Here is a 21,854-nt window from a genome sequence, read left to right on the forward strand (position 1 = left end):
GAGAAATCCATGACTAGTTTGCACGCCGATGAGGCCTTTCTCGGTCACTATCAATTGAGTCATGACCCCTTTGCCACGCGGGTCCCCGGCTTTAAGTTTTTCCCTGCCCAGCGCAAGCCGGTGTTGGGACAGTTGCACCATCTGGCCCGCTACAGCCAGTTGCTCCTTCTGGTCACCGGCCCCCATGGGAGTGGCAAGACCCTCCTGCGCCAGGCGTTGGTCGCCAGCACCAACAAGCAGTCGGTGCAGAGCGTGGTGGTTTCTGCCCGCGGCGCCAGCGATGCGGCCGGCGTACTGCGGCAGGTGGCGCAGGCGCTGAACGTCGCTCAGCCGGAAATGCGCGCCATCCTGTCACAGGTCGTACAACTGGCGCTCACAGGCCAGGAAGTCTATGTCCTGGTAGACGACGCCGAACAACTGGGCGAATCCGCACTCGAAGCGTTGTTGGGATTGGCGGCGGGTACTCCGGAAGGACGTCCGCATGTCTTCCTGTTCGGCGAGGCTTCGATCATCGACCGTCTGGATCAGCTGTGTGCCGAGAGCGGCTCAGAAGAAGAACGCTTCCACGTTATCGAGCTTGCACCGTATTCCGAAGAAGAAACCCGTGAGTATCTGGCTCAGCGCCTGGAGGGCGCCGGTCAAGGCATTGAAGCCTTCAGCGCCGAGCAGATCACCGATATTCACGAACAGTCCAATGGATGGCCGGGCGCGATTAACCAGGTCGCGCGCGACTCGATGATCGAAGCCATGATCGCCAGCCGCTCTGCGGTAAAGCGTCCAAGTATGGGGTTCAAAATGCCTAAGAAACACGTATTGGCTTTGGGTGGTGTTGTCGTGGCGGCGGTGCTCGCTGCATGGTTGATCCCGGGGCGCAATACTGCGCCTACGGCTCCGGCCAACTCCCAGGCACAATTGCCGCTGGGCCAGGGCCAAGCGCCTGCCCAGCAATCGAATAACGGAGGCCCGGCCATTGAATTCGCCGGTAATTCGCAGCCAGTGCCACTCCCGTTGGGCGGTAACTCGCAGCCTGTGATGCGCGGTCCTTTGGCCGAGGCCGCAGGTTCGGGTGAAGGGGATGGCGAAGACGGTGGTCCGGTCTCCAACCAGTCCTTGCAGCCGCCAACCGTGACTACCACCGCACCGCCTTCGGGTGCGGCTGCCGGTCCTGCTCCAGCAATGGCGCAAACGCCGGTACCGACGCCGCGTCCTGCGCCAGCTCCGGCTGCCAAACCGGCACCTGCTCCGGCACCTGCAGCCAAGCCTGCGCCCACTCAGGTCGCGACCGCCAAGCCTGCGCCTAAACCTGTTGAAAAACCGGCCCCTGCTGCCGCAGTTCCAGCATCTGCCGGTGGCACCTGGTACGCCGGTCAGGCGCCGACGCATTATGTGGTGCAGATCCTTGGCACCAGCTCCGAAGCCACGGCTCAGAGCTATGTGAAAGAGCAGGGCGCCGAGTACCGTTACTTCAAGAAAACCCTGCAGGGCAAGCCTCTGTATGTAGTGACTTACGGCAGTTTTGCCGACCGCAATGCGGCACTCGCCGCGATCAAGGTCTTGCCAGAGAAGGTTCAGGCTGGTAAACCTTGGCCTCGTACTGTCGGCAGTATCCAACAGGAACTCGCCGCCGCTCGCTAATGACGCAGCGACCTTATCCAGGTCGCTCGCTTGGCCCCCCAATATCAACGCATGAGCGTGCTGCCAATGAGCAGCGCGCCTTGCGGTGTCTGCGTCTCAGACACGCATTGAACTTTGGGCTCTCTTTGGTCAGACTCGCAACAAAGCTCTGGCTAGCACGAGAACAGCTATCAAGCCTTTCATGAATGCGACATAAATTTGCGACGCTTCGTCGCCAAATTTGTGGGGTTTTGTGTCGGTGTGTACAATGACCTCCCTTTTGCTACCGCAAAGCTGACGGACGTTCAGCGTGGAAGGTAAATGGTTGAACTGAAAAGAAATTTGCCTCTATAAGAGGCAGCCTGGTGAGAATGTGTCTATGAAAGCAGGTCTGTATCATCCAGAAGAGTTCAAGGATAACTGTGGTTTCGGCCTGATCGCCCACATGCAAGGCGAGCCCAGTCATCACTTGTTGCAGACGGCTATCGAAGCCCTGACCTGCATGACCCACCGTGGTGGGATCAACGCCGACGGCAAAACCGGTGACGGTTGCGGGCTATTGATTCAAAAACCCGACACGTTCCTGCGTGCTGTCGCCCAGGAGCAGTTCGGTGTCGAGCTGCCGCGCCAGTATTGCGTGGGCATGGTGTTCCTCAATCAGGATGACACCAAGGCCCAAGTCGCTCGCGAAAACATGAACCGCGAAATTCTGGCTGCGGGTCTAACCTTGATTGGCTGGCGGCAGGTGCCGATCGATACCAGCGTACTTGGCCGTCTGGCGCTGGAGCGTCTGCCCAAGATCGAGCAGGTGTTCATTGGTGGCGAAGGCCTGAGCGATCAGGAATTCGCGATCAAGCTATTCTGTGCCCGTCGCCGTTCGTCGGTGGCCAACGCGGCGGACAACGACCATTACATCTGCAGCTTCTCGCACAAAACCATCATCTATAAAGGCCTGATGATGCCGCGTGACCTCACGGCATTTTACCCAGACCTCAACGACGAACGCCTGCAGACTGCAATCTGCGTATTCCACCAGCGTTTCTCGACCAATACCCTGCCGAAATGGCCGCTGGCCCAGCCATTTCGCTTTCTCGCCCACAACGGCGAAATCAACACCATCACCGGTAACCGCAACTGGGCACAGGCGCGTCGTACCAAATTCACCAACGACCTGATGGACCTGGACGAACTCGGCCCGCTGGTCAACCGCGTGGGGTCCGATTCATCGAGCATGGACAACATGCTGGAGTTGATGGTGACCGGCGGCATCGATCTGTTCCGCGGCGTGCGCATGCTGGTGCCGCCTGCGTGGCAGAACGTCGAGACCATGGACCCGGATCTGCGTGCGTTCTACGAATTCAACTCCATGCACATGGAGCCTTGGGATGGCCCGGCCGGTGTCGTGATGACCGAGGGTCGGCACGCGGTCTGCCTGCTCGACCGCAACGGTCTGCGTCCTGCACGCTGGGTTACCACCAAGAACGGCTACATCACCCTGGCGTCGGAAATCGGCGTGTGGAATTACACCCCCGAGGACGTCATCGCCAAAGGCCGTGTCGGGCCGGGCCAGATCTTCGCCGTGGACACCGAAACCGGCCAGATCCTCGACACTGATGCCATCGACAGCCGTCTGAAGTCGCGCCATCCGTATAAGCAATGGCTGCGCAAGAATGCGTTGCGCATTCAGGCGACGCTGGAAGACCACGACCACGGTTCGGCGTTCTACAACCCGGATCAGCTCAAGCAATACATGAAGATGTTCCAGGTCACGTTCGAAGAACGCGACCAGGTCCTGCGTCCGTTGGGCGAGCAGGGTCAGGAAGCGGTTGGCTCGATGGGCGATGACACACCCATGGCCGTGCTGTCACGCCGGGTGCGCACGCCTTACGACTATTTCCGCCAGCAATTCGCACAGGTCACCAACCCGCCGATCGATCCGCTGCGCGAAGCCATCGTCATGTCGCTGGAAGTTTGCCTCGGTGCCGAGCGCAACATCTTCCAGGAATCGCCAGAACACGCCTCTCGTGTGATCCTCAGCTCGCCGGTCATTTCCCCGGCCAAATGGCGCTCGCTGATGAACCTGGAACGTCCGGGCTTTGATCGCGCCGTCATTGACCTGAACTACGACGAAAGCACCGGCCTTGAAGCTGCGGTGCGCAACGTTGCCGACCAAGCCGAAGAAGCCGTGCGTGCAGGTCGTACCCAGATCGTGCTCAGCGACCGGCACATCGCGCCGGGCAAGCTGCCGATCCACGCTTCGCTTGCCACCGGTGCGGTTCACCACCGCCTGACCGAAAAAGGCCTGCGTTGCGACAGCAACATTCTGGTCGAAACCGCCACTGCTCGCGATCCGCACCACTTTGCGGTGTTGATCGGTTTCGGTGCTTCGGCGGTCTATCCGTTCCTGGCGTATGAAGTGCTGGGCGACCTGATCCGTACCGGCGAAGTGCTGGGCGATCTGTATGAAGTGTTCAAGAACTACCGCAAAGGCATTACCAAGGGCCTGCTCAAGATCCTGTCGAAGATGGGCATCTCGACAATCGCCTCGTATCGCGGCGCACAACTGTTCGAAGCCATTGGCCTGTCCGAAGAAGTTTGCGAGCTGAGCTTCCGTGGCGTGCCGAGCCGCATCAAGGGTGCGCGTTTCGTCGACATCGAGGCCGAACAGCAAGCACTGGCCGGTGAAGCCTGGAGCCCGCGCAAGCCGATCCAGCAAGGTGGCCTGCTCAAGTTTGTGTACGGCGGTGAATACCACGCCTATAACCCTGACGTCGTGGCAACGCTGCAAGCCGCTGTGCAGCAGGGTGACTACAGCAAGTTCAAGGAATACACCGCGCTGGTGGATAACCGCCCGGTGTCGATGATCCGTGACTTGTTCAAGGTCAAGGAGCTCGATACGCCGTTGTCGATTGACGACATCGAACCACTGGAAGCGATTCTCAAGCGATTCGACTCGGCAGGTATCTCCCTGGGCGCATTGTCACCGGAGGCCCATGAAGCGCTGGCCGAAGCTATGAACCGCTTGGGCGCGCGCTCCAACTCGGGTGAAGGTGGTGAAGATCCGGCACGCTACGGCACCATCCGCAGCTCTAAGATCAAACAGATCGCCACTGGCCGTTTTGGCGTGACCCCTGAGTATCTGGTCAACGCCGATGTACTGCAGATCAAGGTCGCCCAAGGCGCCAAGCCAGGCGAGGGCGGTCAACTGCCGGGCGGCAAGGTCAACGGTCTGATCGCCAAACTGCGCTATGCAGTGCCGGGCGTGACCCTGATTTCTCCACCGCCACATCACGATATCTACTCGATCGAAGACCTGTCGCAGCTGATTTTCGACCTCAAGCAGGTCAACCCGTCGGCGCTGGTCTCGGTCAAGCTTGTGGCAGAAGCGGGTGTTGGCACCATTGCAGCTGGCGTGGCCAAGGCCTACGCCGACCTGATCACCATTTCAGGCTACGACGGTGGTACCGGTGCATCGCCGCTGTCCTCGATCAAATACGCGGGCGCGCCGTGGGAAATCGGGCTGGCCGAAACCCACCAGACCCTGCGCGGCAATGATCTGCGCGGCAAGGTACGTGTGCAGACCGACGGTGGCCTGAAAACCGGCCTGGACGTGATCAAGGCCGCCATTCTCGGCGCCGAGAGCTTCGGCTTCGGTACTGCGCCGATGATCGCGCTAGGCTGCAAATACTTGCGCATTTGCCACCTGAACAACTGCGCCACTGGCGTAGCGACCCAGAACGACAAGCTGCGCAAGGATCACTACATCGGCACTGTCGACATGGTCATCAACTTCTTCACCTATGTGGCTGAAGAAACCCGCGAGTGGCTGGCCAAGCTGGGTGTGCGTTCGCTGGAACAGCTGATCGGCCGTACCGACCTGCTGGACATCCTGCCGGGCGAAACCGCCAAGCAGCAGAACCTGGACCTGACGCCGCTGCTGGGCAGCGATCACATCCCGGCAGACAAGCCTCAGTTCAGCTTGGTCGACCGCAACCCGCCCTTCGACAAAGGCCTGCTGGCCGAGAAAATGGTCGAGATGGCCAAGTCGGCTATCGAGTCCAGGTCTGGCGGCGAATACGAACTGGAAATCTGCAACTGCGACCGTTCTATCGGCGCGCGTATCTCCGGTGAAATCGCCAAGCTGCACGGTAACCAGGGTATGAACAATGCGCCGGTGACCTTCCGCTTCAAGGGCACCGCTGGCCAGAGCTTCGGCGTTTGGAACGCCGGCGGTCTGAACATGTACCTGGAAGGCGATGCCAACGACTACGTCGGTAAGGGCATGACTGCAGGCAAGCTGGTGATCGTGCCGCCCAAGGGCAGCCCGTTCAAGACTCAGGACAGCGCCATTATCGGTAACACCTGCTTGTACGGCGCCACCGGCGGCAAGTTGTTTGCCGCAGGAACCGCAGGCGAGCGTTTCGCCGTGCGTAATTCGGGTGCTTATACCGTCGTGGAAGGCACCGGCGATCACTGCTGCGAATACATGACCGGTGGTTTCGTCTGCGTGCTCGGCAAGACCGGCTACAACTTCGGTTCCGGCATGACTGGCGGTTTCGCTTACGTGCTCGATCAGGACAACACCTTCGTTGACCGGGTCAACCATGAGCTGGTTGAGATCCAGCGCATCAGCGGTGAGGCCATGGAAGCCTATCGCAGCCATCTGGAACGCGTGCTCGCCGAATACGTTGCCGAAACCGATAGCGAGTGGGGCCGCAATCTCTGGGAAAACCTGGACGACTACCTGCGCCGCTTCTGGCTGGTCAAGCCCAAGGCCGCCAACTTGAAGTCGTTGCTATCGAGTACTCGCGCGAATCCGCAATGACAGCAGCTGCGAGCGGCACGCTTCACGCCGCAAGTGAACAGCAGTGCGCGTAACGCCTGCGTAATGATTCTTGCAGCTTCAAGCGTAAAGTTTGAGGCTGTGGTTAGAGGTTCTAGAGAATGGCCGAGCGTCTCAGTAACGACTTCCAGTTCATCGATGTCGGGCGCAAAGATCCGAAGAAGAAACTGTTGCGTCAACGAAAGAAAGAGTTCGTGGAAATCTACGAGCCTTTCAAACCCCAGCAGTCGGCCGATCAGGCCCATCGTTGCCTGGGTTGTGGTAACCCGTACTGTGAATGGAAATGCCCTGTGCATAACTTCATTCCCAATTGGCTCAAGCTGGTGTCCGAGGGCAACATCCTCGCCGCCGCCGAGCTGTCGCACCAGACCAATACCCTGCCGGAAGTCTGCGGTCGGGTGTGCCCTCAGGACCGCCTGTGCGAAGGTGCCTGCACCCTCAACGACGGTTTCGGCGCGGTCACGATCGGTTCGGTGGAGAAGTACATCACCGATACCGCGTTCGCCATGGGCTGGCGCCCGGACATGTCTCGCGTCGTGCCGACCGGCAAGCGCGTGGCGATCATCGGTGCAGGACCTGCGGGTCTGGGCTGCGCCGACGTGCTGGTGCGCGGTGGCGTAACTCCCGTGGTGTTCGATAAAAACCCGGAAATCGGCGGCCTGCTGACCTTCGGTATCCCTGAGTTCAAGCTCGAGAAAAGCGTGCTCAGCCACCGTCGCGAAGTCTTCACCGGTATGGGAATCGAGTTCCGTCTCAACACTGAAGTCGGCAAAGACATCACCGTCGAGCAGTTGCTGCAGGAATACGATGCGGTGTTCATGGGCATGGGCACTTATACCTACATGAAGGGTGGGTTCCCCGGTGAAGACCTGCCAGGCGTGCACGACGCGCTGGATTTCCTGATCGCTAACGTCAACCGCAACCTGGGCTTCGAAAAGTCGCCGGAAGATTTCGTCGACATGAAGGGCAAGAAGGTCGTGGTGCTCGGCGGTGGCGACACGGCAATGGACTGCAACCGCACGTCGATTCGTCAGGGTGCCAAAGCGGTGACCTGCGCCTATCGTCGTGACGAAGAAAACATGCCGGGTTCGCGCAAGGAAGTGAAGAACGCCAAGGAAGAAGGCGTGAAGTTTCTCTACAACCGTCAGCCCATCGCCATCGTAGGCGAAGACAAGGTTGAAGGCGTGAAGGTGGTGGAGACTCGTCTGGGCGAGCCCGACGCCCGTGGCCGTCGCAGCCCTGAGCCGATCCCGGGCTCCGAAGAGATCATCCCGGCGGATGCCGTGGTCATCGCCTTCGGTTTCCGTCCAAGCCCGGCATCGTGGTTCGAGCAGCACAGCATCGAGATCGACAGCCAGGGTCGCGTCGTTGCACCGGAACAAGGCAAGTTCAAGCACCAGACCAGCAACCCGAAAATCTTCGCCGGTGGCGACATGGTCCGCGGGTCTGACCTGGTGGTAACGGCGATCTTCGAAGGCCGCAATGCGGCTGAGGGCATTCTGGATTACCTGGGCGTCTGACGCGTGGTGCGGATTGATGCAGCAGAGCGGCATATGATCGTTCCCTCGCTCTGCGTGGGAATGCTCCGCGTCCAACAACAGGTTTCACGCGGCGCGTCGTAGGCGCAATGCCACGCAAGGCCTGGGACGATCTCTAGAGGTCATTCGTTGCAGTCTGCATGCGACAAATCGCACCCATAGACAAAAGGCACGGTACTTACCGTGCCTTTTGCGTTGGTGTCTGAGAAAATGCCCGCACTTTTTTTCCGGATGCCGACATGACTGCCCTGAAGAACGACCGCTTCCTTCGCGCCCTGCTCAAGCAACCCGTAGACGTCACTCCCGTGTGGATGATGCGTCAGGCCGGTCGCTACCTCCCGGAATACCGCGCCAGCCGCGCCAAGGCCGGGGACTTCATGAGCCTGTGCATGAACCCGGCGTTTGCCTGTGAAGTCACCTTGCAGCCCCTTGAACGCTACCCGCTGGACGCCGCGATCCTGTTCTCCGACATTCTGACCGTTCCCGATGCGATGGGCCTTGGCCTGTACTTCGAAACCGGAGAAGGCCCGCGCTTCAGGAAAACCGTTAGCAATCTGGCCGACATCGAAGCCTTGCCGATTCCCGATCCGCAGAAGGACCTGGGCTACGTCATGGATGCGGTCAGCACCATTCGCCGCGAGCTGAATGGCCGCGTGCCGTTGATCGGTTTCTCAGGCAGCCCATGGACCCTGGCGACCTACATGGTTGAAGGCGGCTCGTCCAAAGACTTCCGCAAGTCCAAGGCCATGCTCTACGACAACCCGCAAGCCATGCACCTGTTATTGGATAAATTGGCGCAGTCGGTTACCGCCTACCTCAACGGCCAGATCCTCGCTGGCGCACAAGCGGTGCAGATCTTCGACAGCTGGGGTGGCAGCCTCTCGGCGGCGGCATATCAGGAGTTTTCCCTGGCCTACATGCGCAAGATCGTCAACGGTCTGATTCGCGAGCACGATGGCCGCAAAGTGCCAGTGATCCTGTTCACTAAAGGTGGCGGCCTGTGGCTGGAAAGCATCGCCGAGGCCGGAGCCGACGCCTTGGGCCTGGACTGGACCTGCGACATCGGCGAAGCGCGCCGCCGTGTCGGTAGCAAGGTCGCCCTGCAAGGCAACATGGACCCCACCGTGCTCTATGCCAACCCGCAAGCTATCCGCCAGGAAGTCGCCAATATCCTCAAAAGCTATGGCAGCGGCACCGGCCACATCTTCAATCTGGGTCACGGCATCACCCCCGAAGTCGACCCGGCCAACGCCGGTGCATTCATCAATGCCGTGCATGAAATGTCAGCGCAGTACCACCAGTAAACGCTGATAGGCAGAAATGAAACGCCCGGCCAGTGCCGGGCGTTTTTATGTGCGGCTTCATGCTGCGGTGGTGTTTGGGGGTATGCATTGGCGTGACAGGAGGCTGCTCTCGGTGCTCTGCCTGCAGAGGTCGTGGTGCGGACGATGCAGATATAAAAGGTGTGAAACGAAGTGCGGCCTGCATGAAGAGGCCGAAGGCATCAAACCTGCACATTTATCGCCAACGGCTTCACTTTCGCCAACTTCAACGCTACGCCCAATGCCATGAGCAGCAAGATGCCAACGAACACGCCAATGCCGTTCCAGCCCGCGTAATGCCAGAACAGCCCGCCGCCGGTCCCGGCGATGCTGGAGCCAACGTAGTAGCAAAAAAGATACAGCGAGGACGCCTGGCCTTTGGCTTTGATAGCGCGACGGCCTATCCAGCTGCTGGACACCGAATGCGCACCGAAGAAGCCAAAGGTGAACAAGATCACGCCGATGAGCACCACAGCCAAAGGCTCGAACATGGTCAGCGCCAAGCCTGCGAGCATCAGCACGATCACCGCCCATAGCACGTTGCGCCGACCTAGTTTATCCGCCAGTGCGCCGACCTTCGCCGAGCTGTAGATGCCAGACAGGTACACCACCGAAAACAGCCCGACCACCGCCTGGCTCAGGTTGTACGGGGCTGCGAGCAGGCGATAGCCGATGTAGTTGAACAGGGTCACAAAAGCCCCCATCAGCAGGAAGCCTTCCAGAAACAGCCACGGCAAACCGGCATCGCGGAACTGCAGAACGAACCCTTCCAACAGACTGCGGGCGTTGAGCGGGCGAGCGCTGAAGTTGCGTGATGGCGGAAGTATTTTCCAGAACACACAGGCTCCGGCCAACGATATGAGGCCCATGATCGACAGCGCCGTATGCCAACTGACGTAGTCACTGAGCACGCCGGTGATCAGGCGACCGCTCATTCCGCCGATGGCATTGCCACCGATATAAAGGCCCATCGCCAAACCAATGTGTTGTGGATGAATTTCTTCGCTTAGATAAGTCATGGCAACCGCCGCCAGCCCGCTCAGCGAAAGCCCGACGAACGCCCGCGTCACCAGCACACCTTCCCAACTCGGCATGAACGCACTGGCGATGGTGAACAGCGCTGCCGAAAACAACGAAAAAACCATCACCGACTTGCGTCCCAATCGATCTGAAATCGGCCCGGTAATCAGCAGCCCGATGGCCAGCATCGCGGTGGCAACGGAGAGGATCAGGCTGCTCTGCGCCGCATTGATGGAAAACTCGCGGGACAGCACCGGCATCATGGGTTGCACGCAGTAGAGCAGGGAAAAGGTGGCGAAGCCGCCGGAAAACAGCGCAAGAACTGTACGAATAAACGCGGGTGTGTCTTTTTCGATGTAGTTATCACCCAGCGGTATGGCAACGTTGATCTCGGACGCGGACGTGGCGGGAGATGCAGCAGTATTCACGGGTAACCTCAATGCAGGCGAAGCGACGAGGGAAAAAGAATATAGCCAGCTAACGATTTCCTCCAATATATTGTTCGACCTGTTTGATAGGTTTTACGACCTAATGGTGGGTTCATGGAATTACGTCACCTGCGCTACTTCGTTGCAGTGGCAGAAGAGCTACATTTTGGCCGCGCGGCCGCCTCGCTAGGCATCTCGCAGCCCCCGCTTAGCCAACAGATACAGGCTCTGGAAAGCGAATTGGGCGCGCGCTTGTTCGAGCGCACCAACCGACGAGTGGCGCTGAGCGAGGCGGGTCGGCTGTTTCTCGAAGAGGCTCGCTTGGTATTGGCTCAGGTCGAAAAAGCGTCCGACGTTGCCCGTCGGGCCCAACTGGGCGAGCTGGGCGAATTGAAGATCGGCTTTACCGCGTCCGCGCCGTTCACCTCAAGCATCCCGCAGGCCATCTTTGCTTTTCGTCAGCGCTACCCGGATGTGCGTCTTGCGCTGCAGGAAATGAGCAGCAGGGAAGTCGCCGAGCGGCTGGAGGAAGAGTCGATGCAGGTCGGCATCATGCGGCCGCTGCCGTTACCGGACGCCCTGGTGGCCGTTGAACTGCTGCGCGAGCCGCTGGTGGCGATATTGCGTTCCGATCACCCCTTGGCTGAAGGCAACGAGCGGGGGATTTATCTTAAGGAACTGGCCGGCGAACCCTTCGTATTCTTCCCTCGCAACTACGGCAGTGGTCTGTATGCGCAACTGTTGAGCCTGGCGCGGGAGGCGGGATTCAGCCCCTTGTTCGCGCAGGAAGCGGGCGAGGCCATGACCATCATTGGTCTGGTGGCGGCGGGTTTAGGGGTGACAGTGCTGCCCGCGTCTTACCAACGCATGCGCATCGATGGGGTGGCCTATCGCACGCTGCTGGATGACGCGGCTACATCAGCGGTGTGGCTGGTACAACGCAAGGATCAGAAATCGCCCATGGCCAAAGCGTTCATTGAACTGGTGACGCGAAAGACCGGGTAAAAGCGGTGCATGCCTGCACGCCATTCGCGAGGATCAGCGACTCGCTTTGCCTTTGATCGGGCTGACCATGTAGCTCTGGCCATCGGGTAGCGTGATGCGGATTAAGCCTTCCGAGAGGTAGCTGACCTGCCAACGGTTTTCGATGCTTCTTGCGTGGGGCTGGAGTTGCACGCCAGGGTAGTCGAAGCGGACTTCCTCTGCGGAGGTGAGCGCGAACAAAACGGCGCCGAACAGCTCCCGGGCTTCAAAGTCTGCATCGGAGACGGCGCGGTCTTTCCAACCGTCGTTGGTCAGATCCTGCACCGCTAGCACGCTCCCGGTAGTGTCTGTCAGGGTCCAGCGCACCCCGCGGTCCCGCTTCCGGGCTTCGACCCGCCAATCCTGATGCTGGCCCGCCTGCTCACGCTGTGCATTCACCGTAATCGGTAGCTTCAGATGAGGAATTTGTGCCGGCAGCTGATCTTGGCTGGCACACGCACTGAGCAGCAACACGCAGGCCAATAACAAAGCTCGAATCATCAGGGTACCTATCAATGGTTAAGCGCTACGAAGAGGGCAGCGCCCTGCGGGTGCCACACGCTGCGGCGCAATGGCAGGCATTATCGAGGTGTGACCGGATGCTGGCAAATCTGCGCGTCGCATCAATGCAGACAACTGCATTCCCGTGCGTCAGATTTCCCGGGATGCTCGCCCTTGTCACGTGGATTGCCTAGACTCGGTCCATTCATCGGGTCGGATCGACGATCCTTAAACACAATACAGCAACAGGAGTTTTCCAATGCGGCGTGTAGTGTTCAATCAGAAGGGTGGGGTCGGAAAATCCAGCATCGCCTGCAATCTCGCAGCCGTTAGTGCCCATGAGGGTTACCGGACGCTCTTGATCGATCTCGACACGCAGGCCAATTCGACGCAGTACCTCACGGGCCTGACCGGCGACGACATTCCCATGGGCATTGCCGATTTTTTCAAGCAGACGCTGTCTTCCGGGCCGTTCTCCAAAAAGAATCAAGTCGACATCTACGAAACCCCGTTCGATAACCTGCACGTTGTTACCGCGACCGCCGAGCTGGCGGATTTGCAGCCCAAACTTGAGGCCAAGCACAAGATCAACAAGCTGCGTAAGTTGCTCGACGAGCTTGATCAGGATTACGAGCGTATCTATCTGGATACGCCCCCTGCGTTGAATTTTTATGCCGTCTCTGCGTTGATCGCGGCAGACAGGGTGCTGATCCCCTTCGACTGCGATAGCTTCTCCCGGCAGGCGCTGTACGGTCTGCTCAAGGAAATCGAAGAACTGAAAGAAGACCATAACGAGGATCTGGAGGTGGAAGGCATCATCGTCAATCAGTTCCAGTCGCGCGCCAGTTTGCCGCAGCAGATGCTCGATCAACTGATCGCCGAGGGCCTGCCCGTGCTGCCGGTTTACCTCAGTAGCTCGGTGAAGATGCGCGAGTCGCACCAGGCCAACAGGCCGCTGATTCACCTTGATCCGCGTCACAAGCTCAGCCAGCAATTCGTTGAGCTGCATCATTTGCTGGAAAGAAACGCCGCTTGATGAATGGGCCGCCCCGTCGTCAATGCGCTTCTCGCTGACGGCGATCTTAAGCGCGTTTCGGCAAGCCGCGCGGCTACAGATGCTCGCCTTCGCGCATGGCTCGGCTAAGTCGCTTCGCCCGTTTGCGTGCGATTTGCGCCAGGTCCTTGGGAATGTCGATGGTGGCCTGCATGTCAGCCTTCAATGCATCCTGACTGGCGATCAGCCGATGGTCCCCAGGCGGGCAGTGGCAATGCACGAGCTGTCCATCTGTTGCGACCGCCACGACCTGATCGATATACGTGGGATTGCCTTGAGCGATATAGCCGACCTGCTCACAGGCTGCACACCACACCGGATCGCCCATGCGCGCGAGCCTGCGCTCCTCCCAGACTTGCGTTCCTGACGTCTGCAGAACCACGCCTGCGGTGGTGGTCGAGTCGCCTTCCCTGATTACCGATGTCATCGTCGTCGCCTCCGAGTTATCCGTGTGAACGGCTAAACCCTAGGCAACGAATTCGATCCGCGTGAGTCGCGATTACGCATTCAGACATGTCCTACCGGCAAAGCAGGCAAGCGCTTCAATGGCTGAAGAATGCGCCGTCAGATCCCTTGGCTTGCCAGCCACGCGGTCAACTGCTGGCGCTGCATTGCGCCGCTCTGACGGGCTACCTCGCGACCGTTCTTGAACAGGATCAGGCTCGGAATCGAGCGAATGCCCAGTTGCGCTGACAGTTGCTGATTCGCTTCGCTGTCCAGCTTCGCCAACCGCACCCGCCCACTTAGTTGAGCCGCTGCCTGTTCGAAGGTGGGAGCGAAGGATTTACAAGGTCCGCACCACTCGGCCCAGACGTCGATCAACAGCGGCAAGTCGCCCTTTATCTGACTGGCGTAGTCGCTTTGTGTCAGGTTGAACGGCTTGGTCAGCAACACTGGCTGTTTACAGCGTCCGCACTTGGGCTGATCTGCCAGCCGCTCAGCGGGGATGCGATTCAGGCCATTACAGTGGGGGCAGGGGATATGAAGAGGCTCGGACATGTTGGCTACCTGGAAGAAGACTGATGACGGTTAAGTAGAGCCTGATAACGTGTTTATCAAGTTGAGGGCAGACTTAAGATCCATCAGGCATCGGGCTCATGGGTACTGGATTGGCCCCAATCCTTTTGAGGGTCGCCAGGTTAGAGATCGACAGCGTTTCTGATGGCCGACTTGCAGGCCTAAATGCCCAGGCACTCAGTGTGCCGTCTTCACGATTTTCCCAACCCCATCGCTATTTAACAGCCGATTGCTTCGAATCTGGAGACAGCGAGCATTCCGCGAATCGCGCTGTAATCACCCTGCATGCATTGCTGCTAGCTCCCCCCAATCCAGCTTTTTATCCGAAAGAACGCCCCGGTTGCCTGACCAGGTGCAAAGCAGCACTGCACATTAGCTTGCCTGCCAGAGGGGCTTTGCTGTCAGATTTAGAAAAATAACTATCCATTCGAGTAGTTGTGCTGATGGCTAACAGCTGATTAGGTTTTCTCAGATCTAGCAAAAGGATGATCGGGATGAAAACTATCAAGCTGTTTAAAGCAGGAACTGTTGCATTGGTCTGACGGCAATGAGTTTTGCCCATGCAGGTCCGCAGGTCAGTATTACCTTTAAAAACAATGGGACCGCCACCGCGAGTTGCGATGTTTTGGGTAGTAGCGCCTATAGCTACGCCGAAGCCAATCCCAAGCCATTGGCGACAGTGGCCCCCAAGGGGAGCTTTTCAGTTCTTTACTCGCACGTTACTGGCGCTTACAGAAACACGAGTACGGTGCTGGGGTGGCAGATGCTTTGTCCGCAAGCAATATCGACTGGCCGTTTTGCGTCACGACGAACAGCTAATCTCCAAATGCTTGCCCCAATCCGGCGGCCGCTGCGCGTAACTTTCCATCCCGACCTGCTCCTCGAACGGTTTGCACAGCACCTGATGCAGGCACCTGACTTCGCTGTAGTCACCCCGTTCGGCCGCTTCGATGGCGCGTTGAGCCAGATAGTTGCGCAGGATGTACAGCGGGTTGACCGCATGCATGCGGGTGCGGCGCTCGTCCTGGGTCGTTTCGGGCTCGCGCGCGATGCGGGCTTTGTAAGTCTCGCCCCAGGCATCGAAGCCAAGCATGTCGACGAAGTCGTCGCGCAGGCGGTTGACCGCTACGTCGGCAGCATTCTCGCCCAGGTGGCGGAAGAACAGGCTGTAATCGACGCCGCTGTTCTGCATCAGTTGCAACAGGCGGGCGATGAGGTCGGCGTCGTCGTCCTCGGCAGTGGTCAGGCCCAGTCGGCGGCGCATCAAATCCAGGTAGTGGGCCTGATACAGCGGCAGAAACATCCCGAGCGCCTCACGCAGGGACTCGACACTGATGAACGGCGTGAGGGCCTGGGCTAGCGCGCTGAGGTTCCATTGGCCAATCGGCACCTGATTGCTGAAGGAATAGCGGCCTTCGTGGTCAGAGTGGTTGCAGATGAAATGCTGGTCGAAATCGTCAAGGAACGCGAACGGGCCAAAGTCGAAGGTGATGCCCAGAATCGACATATTGTCGGTGTTCATCACGCCATGACAGAAGCCGTACGCCTGCCATTTGGCGATCAGTTCGGCCTGACGCTCGACGATGACCCGGAACATCGCCAGATACGGCTCGGGCTGCTCCTGACATTCGGCGTAGTGCAAGGACAGTACATGGTCAGCCAATTCTTTAAGCTGATCGTTCTGCTGCGTATAAAAGAAATATTCGAGGCTGCCGAAGCGTACATGGCTTTGCGCAAGTCGCAGTACCATCGCCGCACGCTCCTGCGTCTCGCGCCAGACCGGTGTTGTCGAGCCGATCACACAGCCCGCGCGGCTGGTCGGGATGCCCAAGGCATGCAGCGCTTCGGAGGCAAGAAACTCGCGGATCGAGGAGCGCAGCACCGCGCGACCATCGCCCATGCGTGAATACGGGGTCTGCCCGGCACCCTTGAGGTGAAGGTCCCAATGCTCACCGGCGTCGTTGTAGACCTCGCCCAGCAGCAGGCCGCGACCATCGCCCAGGCGTGGGTTGTAGGCCCCAAACTGGTGACCGGAATAAACCATCGCCCTCGGATCTGCCTCAGCCCACAGCTTATGACCGCTGAACAGCTCTGCGAACACCGGCTCTTCGGCCTGCGAGGGGTCCAGATCCAGCAACGCCAGCGCTGCCTCGCTTGCGACCACAAGACGGGGTTCGACGATGGGCTCGGGCAATACGGACGTGGAAAACGCGTCCCCCAGGCGGGCGAAACGGTTATCGAAGGTCAACTCGTCGAGGGCTTTCAAGGGACGCCTCCAGCAAAATGTCCGACCATTCTGCTGGGATTTGTCCGGTCAGTCGAGCCTGATGTCGGGAGGCTCGGGCACATCCTTCGGCGCAGCAGACACGCCTGTCGGCGAGGAGAGCGTTTTCTGCTCCGGCTCGATCGGCACCATCTTGTACTCCTGCCCCTGCATGTTCTTGAGATAGACCTCCATCTGCCGGAACGAAATGTTGATGTGCTGGTTTTTGAATTCCTTGTTGATGAACCGGTTGATTTCATCAAGCACAGGGTTGCGGTCGCCCAGGTCACGCACGTGCATGCGCAGTTCGTGGTCGAGCGTGCTTTCGCCGAAATTCAGGAAATACACGTGCGGCGCTGGCTCCTTGAGCACGCGCGGATTGTCCTGTGCGGCCTTGATCAACAGGCTGCGCACCAGGTCCAGATCGGAGCCGTAGTCCACACCCAGCTTGAGGGTCACGCGAGTGATGGTGTCGGTCAGCGACCAGTTGATCAGTTGCCCGGTGATGAACGTCTTGTTGGGGACGATGATGTCTTTGCGGTCGAAGTCGGTAATGGTGGTCGCACGAATGCGGATCTTGCTGACCGTACCCGACAGGTTACCGATGGTAATGGTGTCGCCGATCCGCACCGGACGTTCGAACAGGATCATGATGCCGGAGATGAAGTTGGCGAAGATTTCCTGCATGCCAAAGCCCAGCCCCAGTGACAACGCCGCCACCAACCATTGCAGTTTGTCCCAGCTCACGCCCAGCGCCGACAAGGTGGAGACGAAGCCCACGCCCACAATAATGTAGGACAGCAATGTGGTGGTGGCGTAGGAACTGCCCTGCTTGAGGTTTAGCTTGGAGAGCACAAGCACTTCCAGCAGCCCGGGCAGGTTACCTGCCAGCACGAAGGTAATGCCGATGATCACCAGAGCGCCGATGAGGTCGCCCAGGCTGATCGGCACCATGCTCATGGTCGCGCCTGTACCGCTGGTGTATTCGTACAGAGTGATGTTGTCCAGGTACGAAAACACCGTAATCAGATCGGCCCAGACCAGATACAGCGCGCCGATGAACCCGCCGATCAGGGCCAGGCGGATCAGGCGCAGCGACTGTTGGTTGACCTGCTCGATGTCCAGGGTTGGCTCCTCGATCAGCGTCTCGCCTTCACCTGCATCCTTGGCCGCCTGGCGTTTGCTCAGGGCACGTTGATAGGCCAGGCGTCGTGCCGCGACACTCAGGCCGCGGACGAAGGCGGCCTCGATCACCAGCCACACCATCAGCAGGTAAAGAGTGTCGATCAGCCGGTCGCTGAGTTTTAGCGCGGTGTAGTAGTAGCCGAAACACACGGCGAGGAAGAGCGCGACCGGCAAGACGGTAAACGCCAGTCCCACCGCGCGGCGGAACAACGAAGCGTTCTGGTGCGTCGGGCTGGTCAGCAGCAGGCGGCCGAGCAGCCAGGTCATCATCGCGTAACAGGTCAGCACCACCGCAATACCGATCACGTCCTCGGCCAGCGCGGAGGGTTCATGCTCGGCGACGGCCACCACGGTGACCAACGCCAGCACCACCAGTCCGAGGCGGCGAATCCAGCCGCGCAGAAATTCCACCTGGGACTTCTCCCAGCGAAAATGCAGCTGAGCCACGCCGCCCGGCGCGAGAATGCGATAGGCGGTGTAGAACATCAGCCACGCTAACGAGAGCTGCAGCAACGCAGCACCCAGATTGACGTTCTGCTCGCGGGCGTCGATCTGCAATGCCAGTGCGCAGGATGCCAGCGCCAGGGAAAGCGGCATCGCCAGCAGGATATTGATGAAGATGGCCAATGGCGTCTGCCACTGCCGGTCGCGCTTGAAGTGGCCAATATCGCCATGCAGGCGGTTGAGCTTGTCGTACAGCGCCTTGCGCTTCCACATCAGCACACCGATCACCAACAGCAGTGGTAGGAAGATTAGCGGGCGCTGGGTCAGCCCATCACTCAGCTCGCTGAGGGTGGAGGTCCAGGGCAGGGTGGTGAGCTGCTTGGTCAGGCGTGGTTTGACGCGCTCGAACCATTCCAGATCCAGCGGCTTGTTGCTGGGAATCCAGAACATCTGCTCGTCCAGGGTCTGGCGCAGGCTGATGGCCGTGCTCACCAGCTGTTTCTGGTTGAGTTGCAGGGTGATGGATTCATTGAGCAGGGCGCTCAGCTCTCGGTTCAGCCGCTCCAGCAGATCGCTGCGAGTGGTGGCCAGATCCAGCAGCGTCTTGCGCAGCGCGGGCGTGACGTCCTCGGGCTTTTGGGTGGCGAGCAGGGTATCGACATAATTGGCCGGATTGCTCATCTGTTCGCGCTGCTGGTTCACCTCGAATTGGTACAGGCGGATGTCAGCGATTTCGTCAGCCAGACCGCTGTCGAGCTTGAGTTTGGGCAGCGACTGTTTCTGTTTGTAGAGGATTTTGGACAGCAGCAGGCTGCCGCTGAGCACGTTGATCTGCTCGTCCAGCGCCTGATCCGTCTGGGTGATGGCATCGAGCTGGGTCTTGGTCTTGAGGTTCTGCTGGGTCAGTTCGTTGAGGCGGTCGGTGCCGCGCAACAGGTAATCGGAGAGCTTGAGGTTGGCAGCACTCTCGGTTGCCAGCAGGCTGCTGCCGCCGGCTTTTTGCGCTTCGATGGACAACTGCGTGACGGTTTCCTGAGATTGCGCGCGGCGCTTGTCATTGATCAGCGTCTGCAGGTCCTGGATTTCCTGATCCTGGCGGTTGACCTTTTCGGTCAACAAGTCACGCTGACTGCCGCCCAGGTCCTGCAGTTGGCTGTTGCCGGCCAGCTCCTGGCGGCGCAGGGCAATCAACGCGTTGATCGACGCCAGCTCGGCATTCAATTGGCCGCGCTGGTCGCTGTTGATGGCTTTGCCACCGTCCTTGCCGGATTTGAGGATACCGTTGATAGCCTGGATGCGCGTTTGGCTGTTGCTGATCTCGGCCTGCGCACGCTCCGGGCGCGTCTGCGCGGTGATCGTCAGGCTGTTGGCATCGTTGAGCGCCTTTTGCAGATCAGCCTGCTGCGTACTGCGCTGGCTAAGGATCTGTTCGAGCTGCGGCACGTCCATATTGGCGTAGCGTTGGGCGATGGGAATCACCCTGCTCGCTTTGAGCTTTGCCAGATCGCGCTGGTTTTCGCTGGTCTGCTTCGGGGCATCCGCCAGTTGCTTTTTCAGGTCCTCCAGCTTTTGCTGGTTGTCCTTCTGGCTGGCGAGAAACCCCAGCGTCTGCTCCAGCACTTGCTGCAGAGCTTTTTGGTCATCGGCCGAGAGTTTGCGGTCGGCGATTTTGTCCAGGCTCTGCTGAACGGCTTCGCTGGAAGGCGGCAGCGTGTCAGCGGCGAAAACCGGGACGTTTGAAAGGCAAAGCCCCAGCAAGGCTGAGGCAAGAAAGGTACGCAGCGTGAGCATAGACACCGGGTCGAACGATCAGGAAAGGTAAGCAGTTTAGAGGAACAACCCGGGACCTGGGCGGCTTCCTTCGGGGAATCTGACGCCCACTTTGAGGATCTTGTTCCCCTCCATAACTGCAACGGTCCAAATGGTTCCGTTCCATTCGATCTGGTCGCCGACGATGGGAGCGCCACGATTTTTCTGAATGATGAATTGGCTCAGCGGCATATTCGCGTCCAGGCCGTCGAGCTTCAAGCCGTACAACGCTGCGACAGCGCCCAGTTGTGCATCCCCCTCGAGGACGAAGTCGCCGAAGAAACGCAAATCCAGACCACGTTGCGGTGCCTGACTGAACAGCTTGCCAAGGGCCGGAAGGTCGTGTTCATGGCCAATGACGCACAGCAGGTCACCGGTTTCCAACACCGTACTACCCGACGGATGGAGCAGTTGCTCACCGCGAAACAGGGCTGCGATGCGCGTGCCTTCAGGCATTTTCAGCTCGCGCAGGGCAGCACCGATGCACCATTTCTCCGCACCGAGGCGATAAACGAACAGCTCCCATTCGCTGGTGACGTGAACCTCCAGCGCTGCCCGAGAGATCGGCGCAGGATCAGGCGGAACGGTCACCTTCAGCCACTTGGCCATCCACGGCAGGCTCGTGCCCTGAACCAGCAGCGAGACCAGCACGATGAAGAACGCCAGATTGAAGAACAGTTGCGCGTGGGGCAGGCCAGCCATCAACGGGAACACTGCCAGAATGATCGGCACCGCCCCGCGCAGGCCCACCCAGGCGATAAACGCCTTTTCACGTCCGTGGAACACCCTGAACGGCAGCAGGCCCGCCAGAACCGACAGTGGGCGCGCCACCAGAATCATCCACAACGCCAGACCCAGCGCAGGCAGCGCAATGGGCAGCAGGTCGTGAGGCGTAACCAGCAGGCCAAGCACCAAAAACATGCCGATCTGGGCCAGCCAGGCCATGCCGTCGAGCATGTGCAGGATGCCGTGGCGGCTACGAATAGGCTTGTTACCCAGCACCAGACCGCAGAGGTAAACGGCCAGGAAGCCGCTGCCGTGGATAGCGTTGGTCAAGGCAAACACTGCCAGTCCGCCCGCGATGACAAGGATCGGATAAAGGCCGTTGGCCAGATTGATGCGGTTGACCAGTTGCAGCATCAGCCAGCCGCCACCCAGGCCAATGATGGCGCCGATGCCGAATTCCTGAATCAGATGCCCCAACAGGCTCCAGTGCAGCCCGGTCTGGCCGCTGGAAAGCATGTCGATGAGGGTTACGGTGAGGAACACCGCCATTGGATCGTTACTGCCGGACTCGATTTCCAGGCTGGCGGTTACCCGCTCGTTAAGGCCCTTGCCGCCCAGCAACGAGAACACTGCCGCGGCGTCCGTGGAGCCGACAATGGCGCCGATCAGCAAGCCCTGGATGATGTTCAGGTCGAACAGCCAGGCCGCGACCATGCCGGTCAAACCGGTGGTAATCAGAACGCCGACGGTTGCCAGCGAAAGTGCGGGCCAGAGCGCCACCCGGAAACTCGCCACCCGTGTTCGCAACCCGCCATCGAGCAGGATGACCGCCAGTGCGAGGTTGCCGACCAGATAGGCCGTCGGGTAGTTATCGAAAATGATGCCGCCGCCATCGACCCCCGCTGCCATGCCGACCGCGAGGATGATGACCAGAATCGGGATACCCAGACGTGAAGACAGCGAGCTGACCAGAATACTTGCGCCCACCAGCAACGCGCCGATCAGGAACAGGCTGTTGATGGTCGTGGCATCCAAGGGCGGTACTCCAGACAAAAGAAATATCAAAC

General features: G+C 59.5%; 13 protein-coding genes. 6 read left to right on the forward strand and 7 right to left on the reverse strand.

The features are described 5' to 3' along the window. The first annotated feature begins 9 nt into the window (after positions 1–9). From B3I26_RS10065 to hemE, 4 genes are all read left to right on the forward strand, one after another. A complete protein-coding gene (locus B3I26_RS10065; RefSeq protein ID WP_296257533.1) occupies positions 10–1,635 on the forward strand; it encodes an SPOR domain-containing protein in 1,626 nt (541 codons plus the stop codon). Positions 1,636–1,993: 358 nt separating this feature from the next. Then, complete coding sequence (gltB, locus tag B3I26_RS10070) at positions 1,994–6,439, forward strand: glutamate synthase large subunit (protein WP_296257534.1); 4,446 nt, start codon at positions 1,994–1,996, stop codon at positions 6,437–6,439. A gap of 119 nt (positions 6,440–6,558) precedes the next feature. Beyond that, positions 6,559–7,977 (forward strand): FAD-dependent oxidoreductase, encoded by a 1,419-nt coding sequence (locus B3I26_RS10075; protein WP_296257535.1) that lies wholly within the window; start codon positions 6,559–6,561, stop codon positions 7,975–7,977. A 257-nt stretch (positions 7,978–8,234) separates the two neighbouring features. Beyond that, positions 8,235–9,299 carry a uroporphyrinogen decarboxylase gene (gene hemE, locus B3I26_RS10080; RefSeq protein ID WP_296257536.1) on the forward strand — a complete coding sequence of 355 codons (1,065 nt, stop codon included), beginning with the start codon at positions 8,235–8,237 and terminating at the stop codon, positions 9,297–9,299. 200 nt (positions 9,300–9,499) lie between these two features. Here the strand turns inward: hemE and B3I26_RS10085 are convergent, their stop codons facing one another. Further along, a complete protein-coding gene (locus B3I26_RS10085; RefSeq protein WP_296257537.1) occupies positions 9,500–10,765 on the reverse strand; it encodes an MFS transporter in 1,266 nt (421 codons plus the stop codon). 114 nt (positions 10,766–10,879) lie between these two features. Here B3I26_RS10085 and B3I26_RS10090 point away from each other — a divergent pair, with 114 nt between their 5' ends. Further along, complete coding sequence (locus B3I26_RS10090; protein WP_296257538.1) at positions 10,880–11,770, forward strand: LysR family transcriptional regulator; 891 nt, start codon at positions 10,880–10,882, stop codon at positions 11,768–11,770. Positions 11,771–11,803: 33 nt separating this feature from the next. On the opposite strand, the gene B3I26_RS10095 is transcribed toward B3I26_RS10090, so the two are convergent. Then, positions 11,804–12,289, reverse strand: a complete 486-nt coding sequence (locus tag B3I26_RS10095; protein WP_296257539.1) for a hypothetical protein — start codon at positions 12,287–12,289, stop codon at positions 11,804–11,806. 259 nt (positions 12,290–12,548) lie between these two features. On the opposite strand from B3I26_RS10095, the gene B3I26_RS10100 reads away from it, so the two are divergent. Further along, entirely contained in the window at positions 12,549–13,325 is a 777-nt protein-coding gene (locus B3I26_RS10100; RefSeq protein ID WP_296257540.1) for a ParA family protein, read from the forward strand. 73 nt (positions 13,326–13,398) lie between these two features. Here B3I26_RS10100 and B3I26_RS10105 read toward each other — a convergent pair whose 3' ends face one another. From B3I26_RS10105 to B3I26_RS10125, 5 genes are all read right to left on the reverse strand, one after another. Further along, on the reverse strand, positions 13,399–13,770 hold the full coding sequence (locus B3I26_RS10105; RefSeq protein ID WP_296257541.1) for a PAAR domain-containing protein: 372 nt from the start codon (positions 13,768–13,770) through the stop codon (positions 13,399–13,401). Between the two features lie 137 nt (positions 13,771–13,907). Next, positions 13,908–14,342 carry a thioredoxin TrxC gene (gene trxC, locus B3I26_RS10110; RefSeq protein WP_296257542.1) on the reverse strand — a complete coding sequence of 145 codons (435 nt, stop codon included), beginning with the start codon at positions 14,340–14,342 and terminating at the stop codon, positions 13,908–13,910. 820 nt (positions 14,343–15,162) lie between these two features. Next, entirely contained in the window at positions 15,163–16,626 is a 1,464-nt protein-coding gene (selO, locus tag B3I26_RS10115; RefSeq protein WP_296257543.1) for a protein adenylyltransferase SelO, read from the reverse strand. A gap of 48 nt (positions 16,627–16,674) precedes the next feature. After that, complete coding sequence (gene mscK / locus B3I26_RS10120) at positions 16,675–20,043, reverse strand: mechanosensitive channel MscK (RefSeq protein ID WP_296257554.1); 3,369 nt, start codon at positions 20,041–20,043, stop codon at positions 16,675–16,677. Positions 20,044–20,079: 36 nt separating this feature from the next. Further along, a complete protein-coding gene (locus B3I26_RS10125; protein ID WP_296257544.1) occupies positions 20,080–21,822 on the reverse strand; it encodes a potassium/proton antiporter in 1,743 nt (580 codons plus the stop codon). Between the last annotated feature and the right edge of the window lie 32 nt (positions 21,823–21,854).

Source organism: Pseudomonas sp. UBA5706 (assembly GCF_002419965.1).
GTDB lineage: Bacteria > Pseudomonadota > Gammaproteobacteria > Pseudomonadales > Pseudomonadaceae > Aquipseudomonas.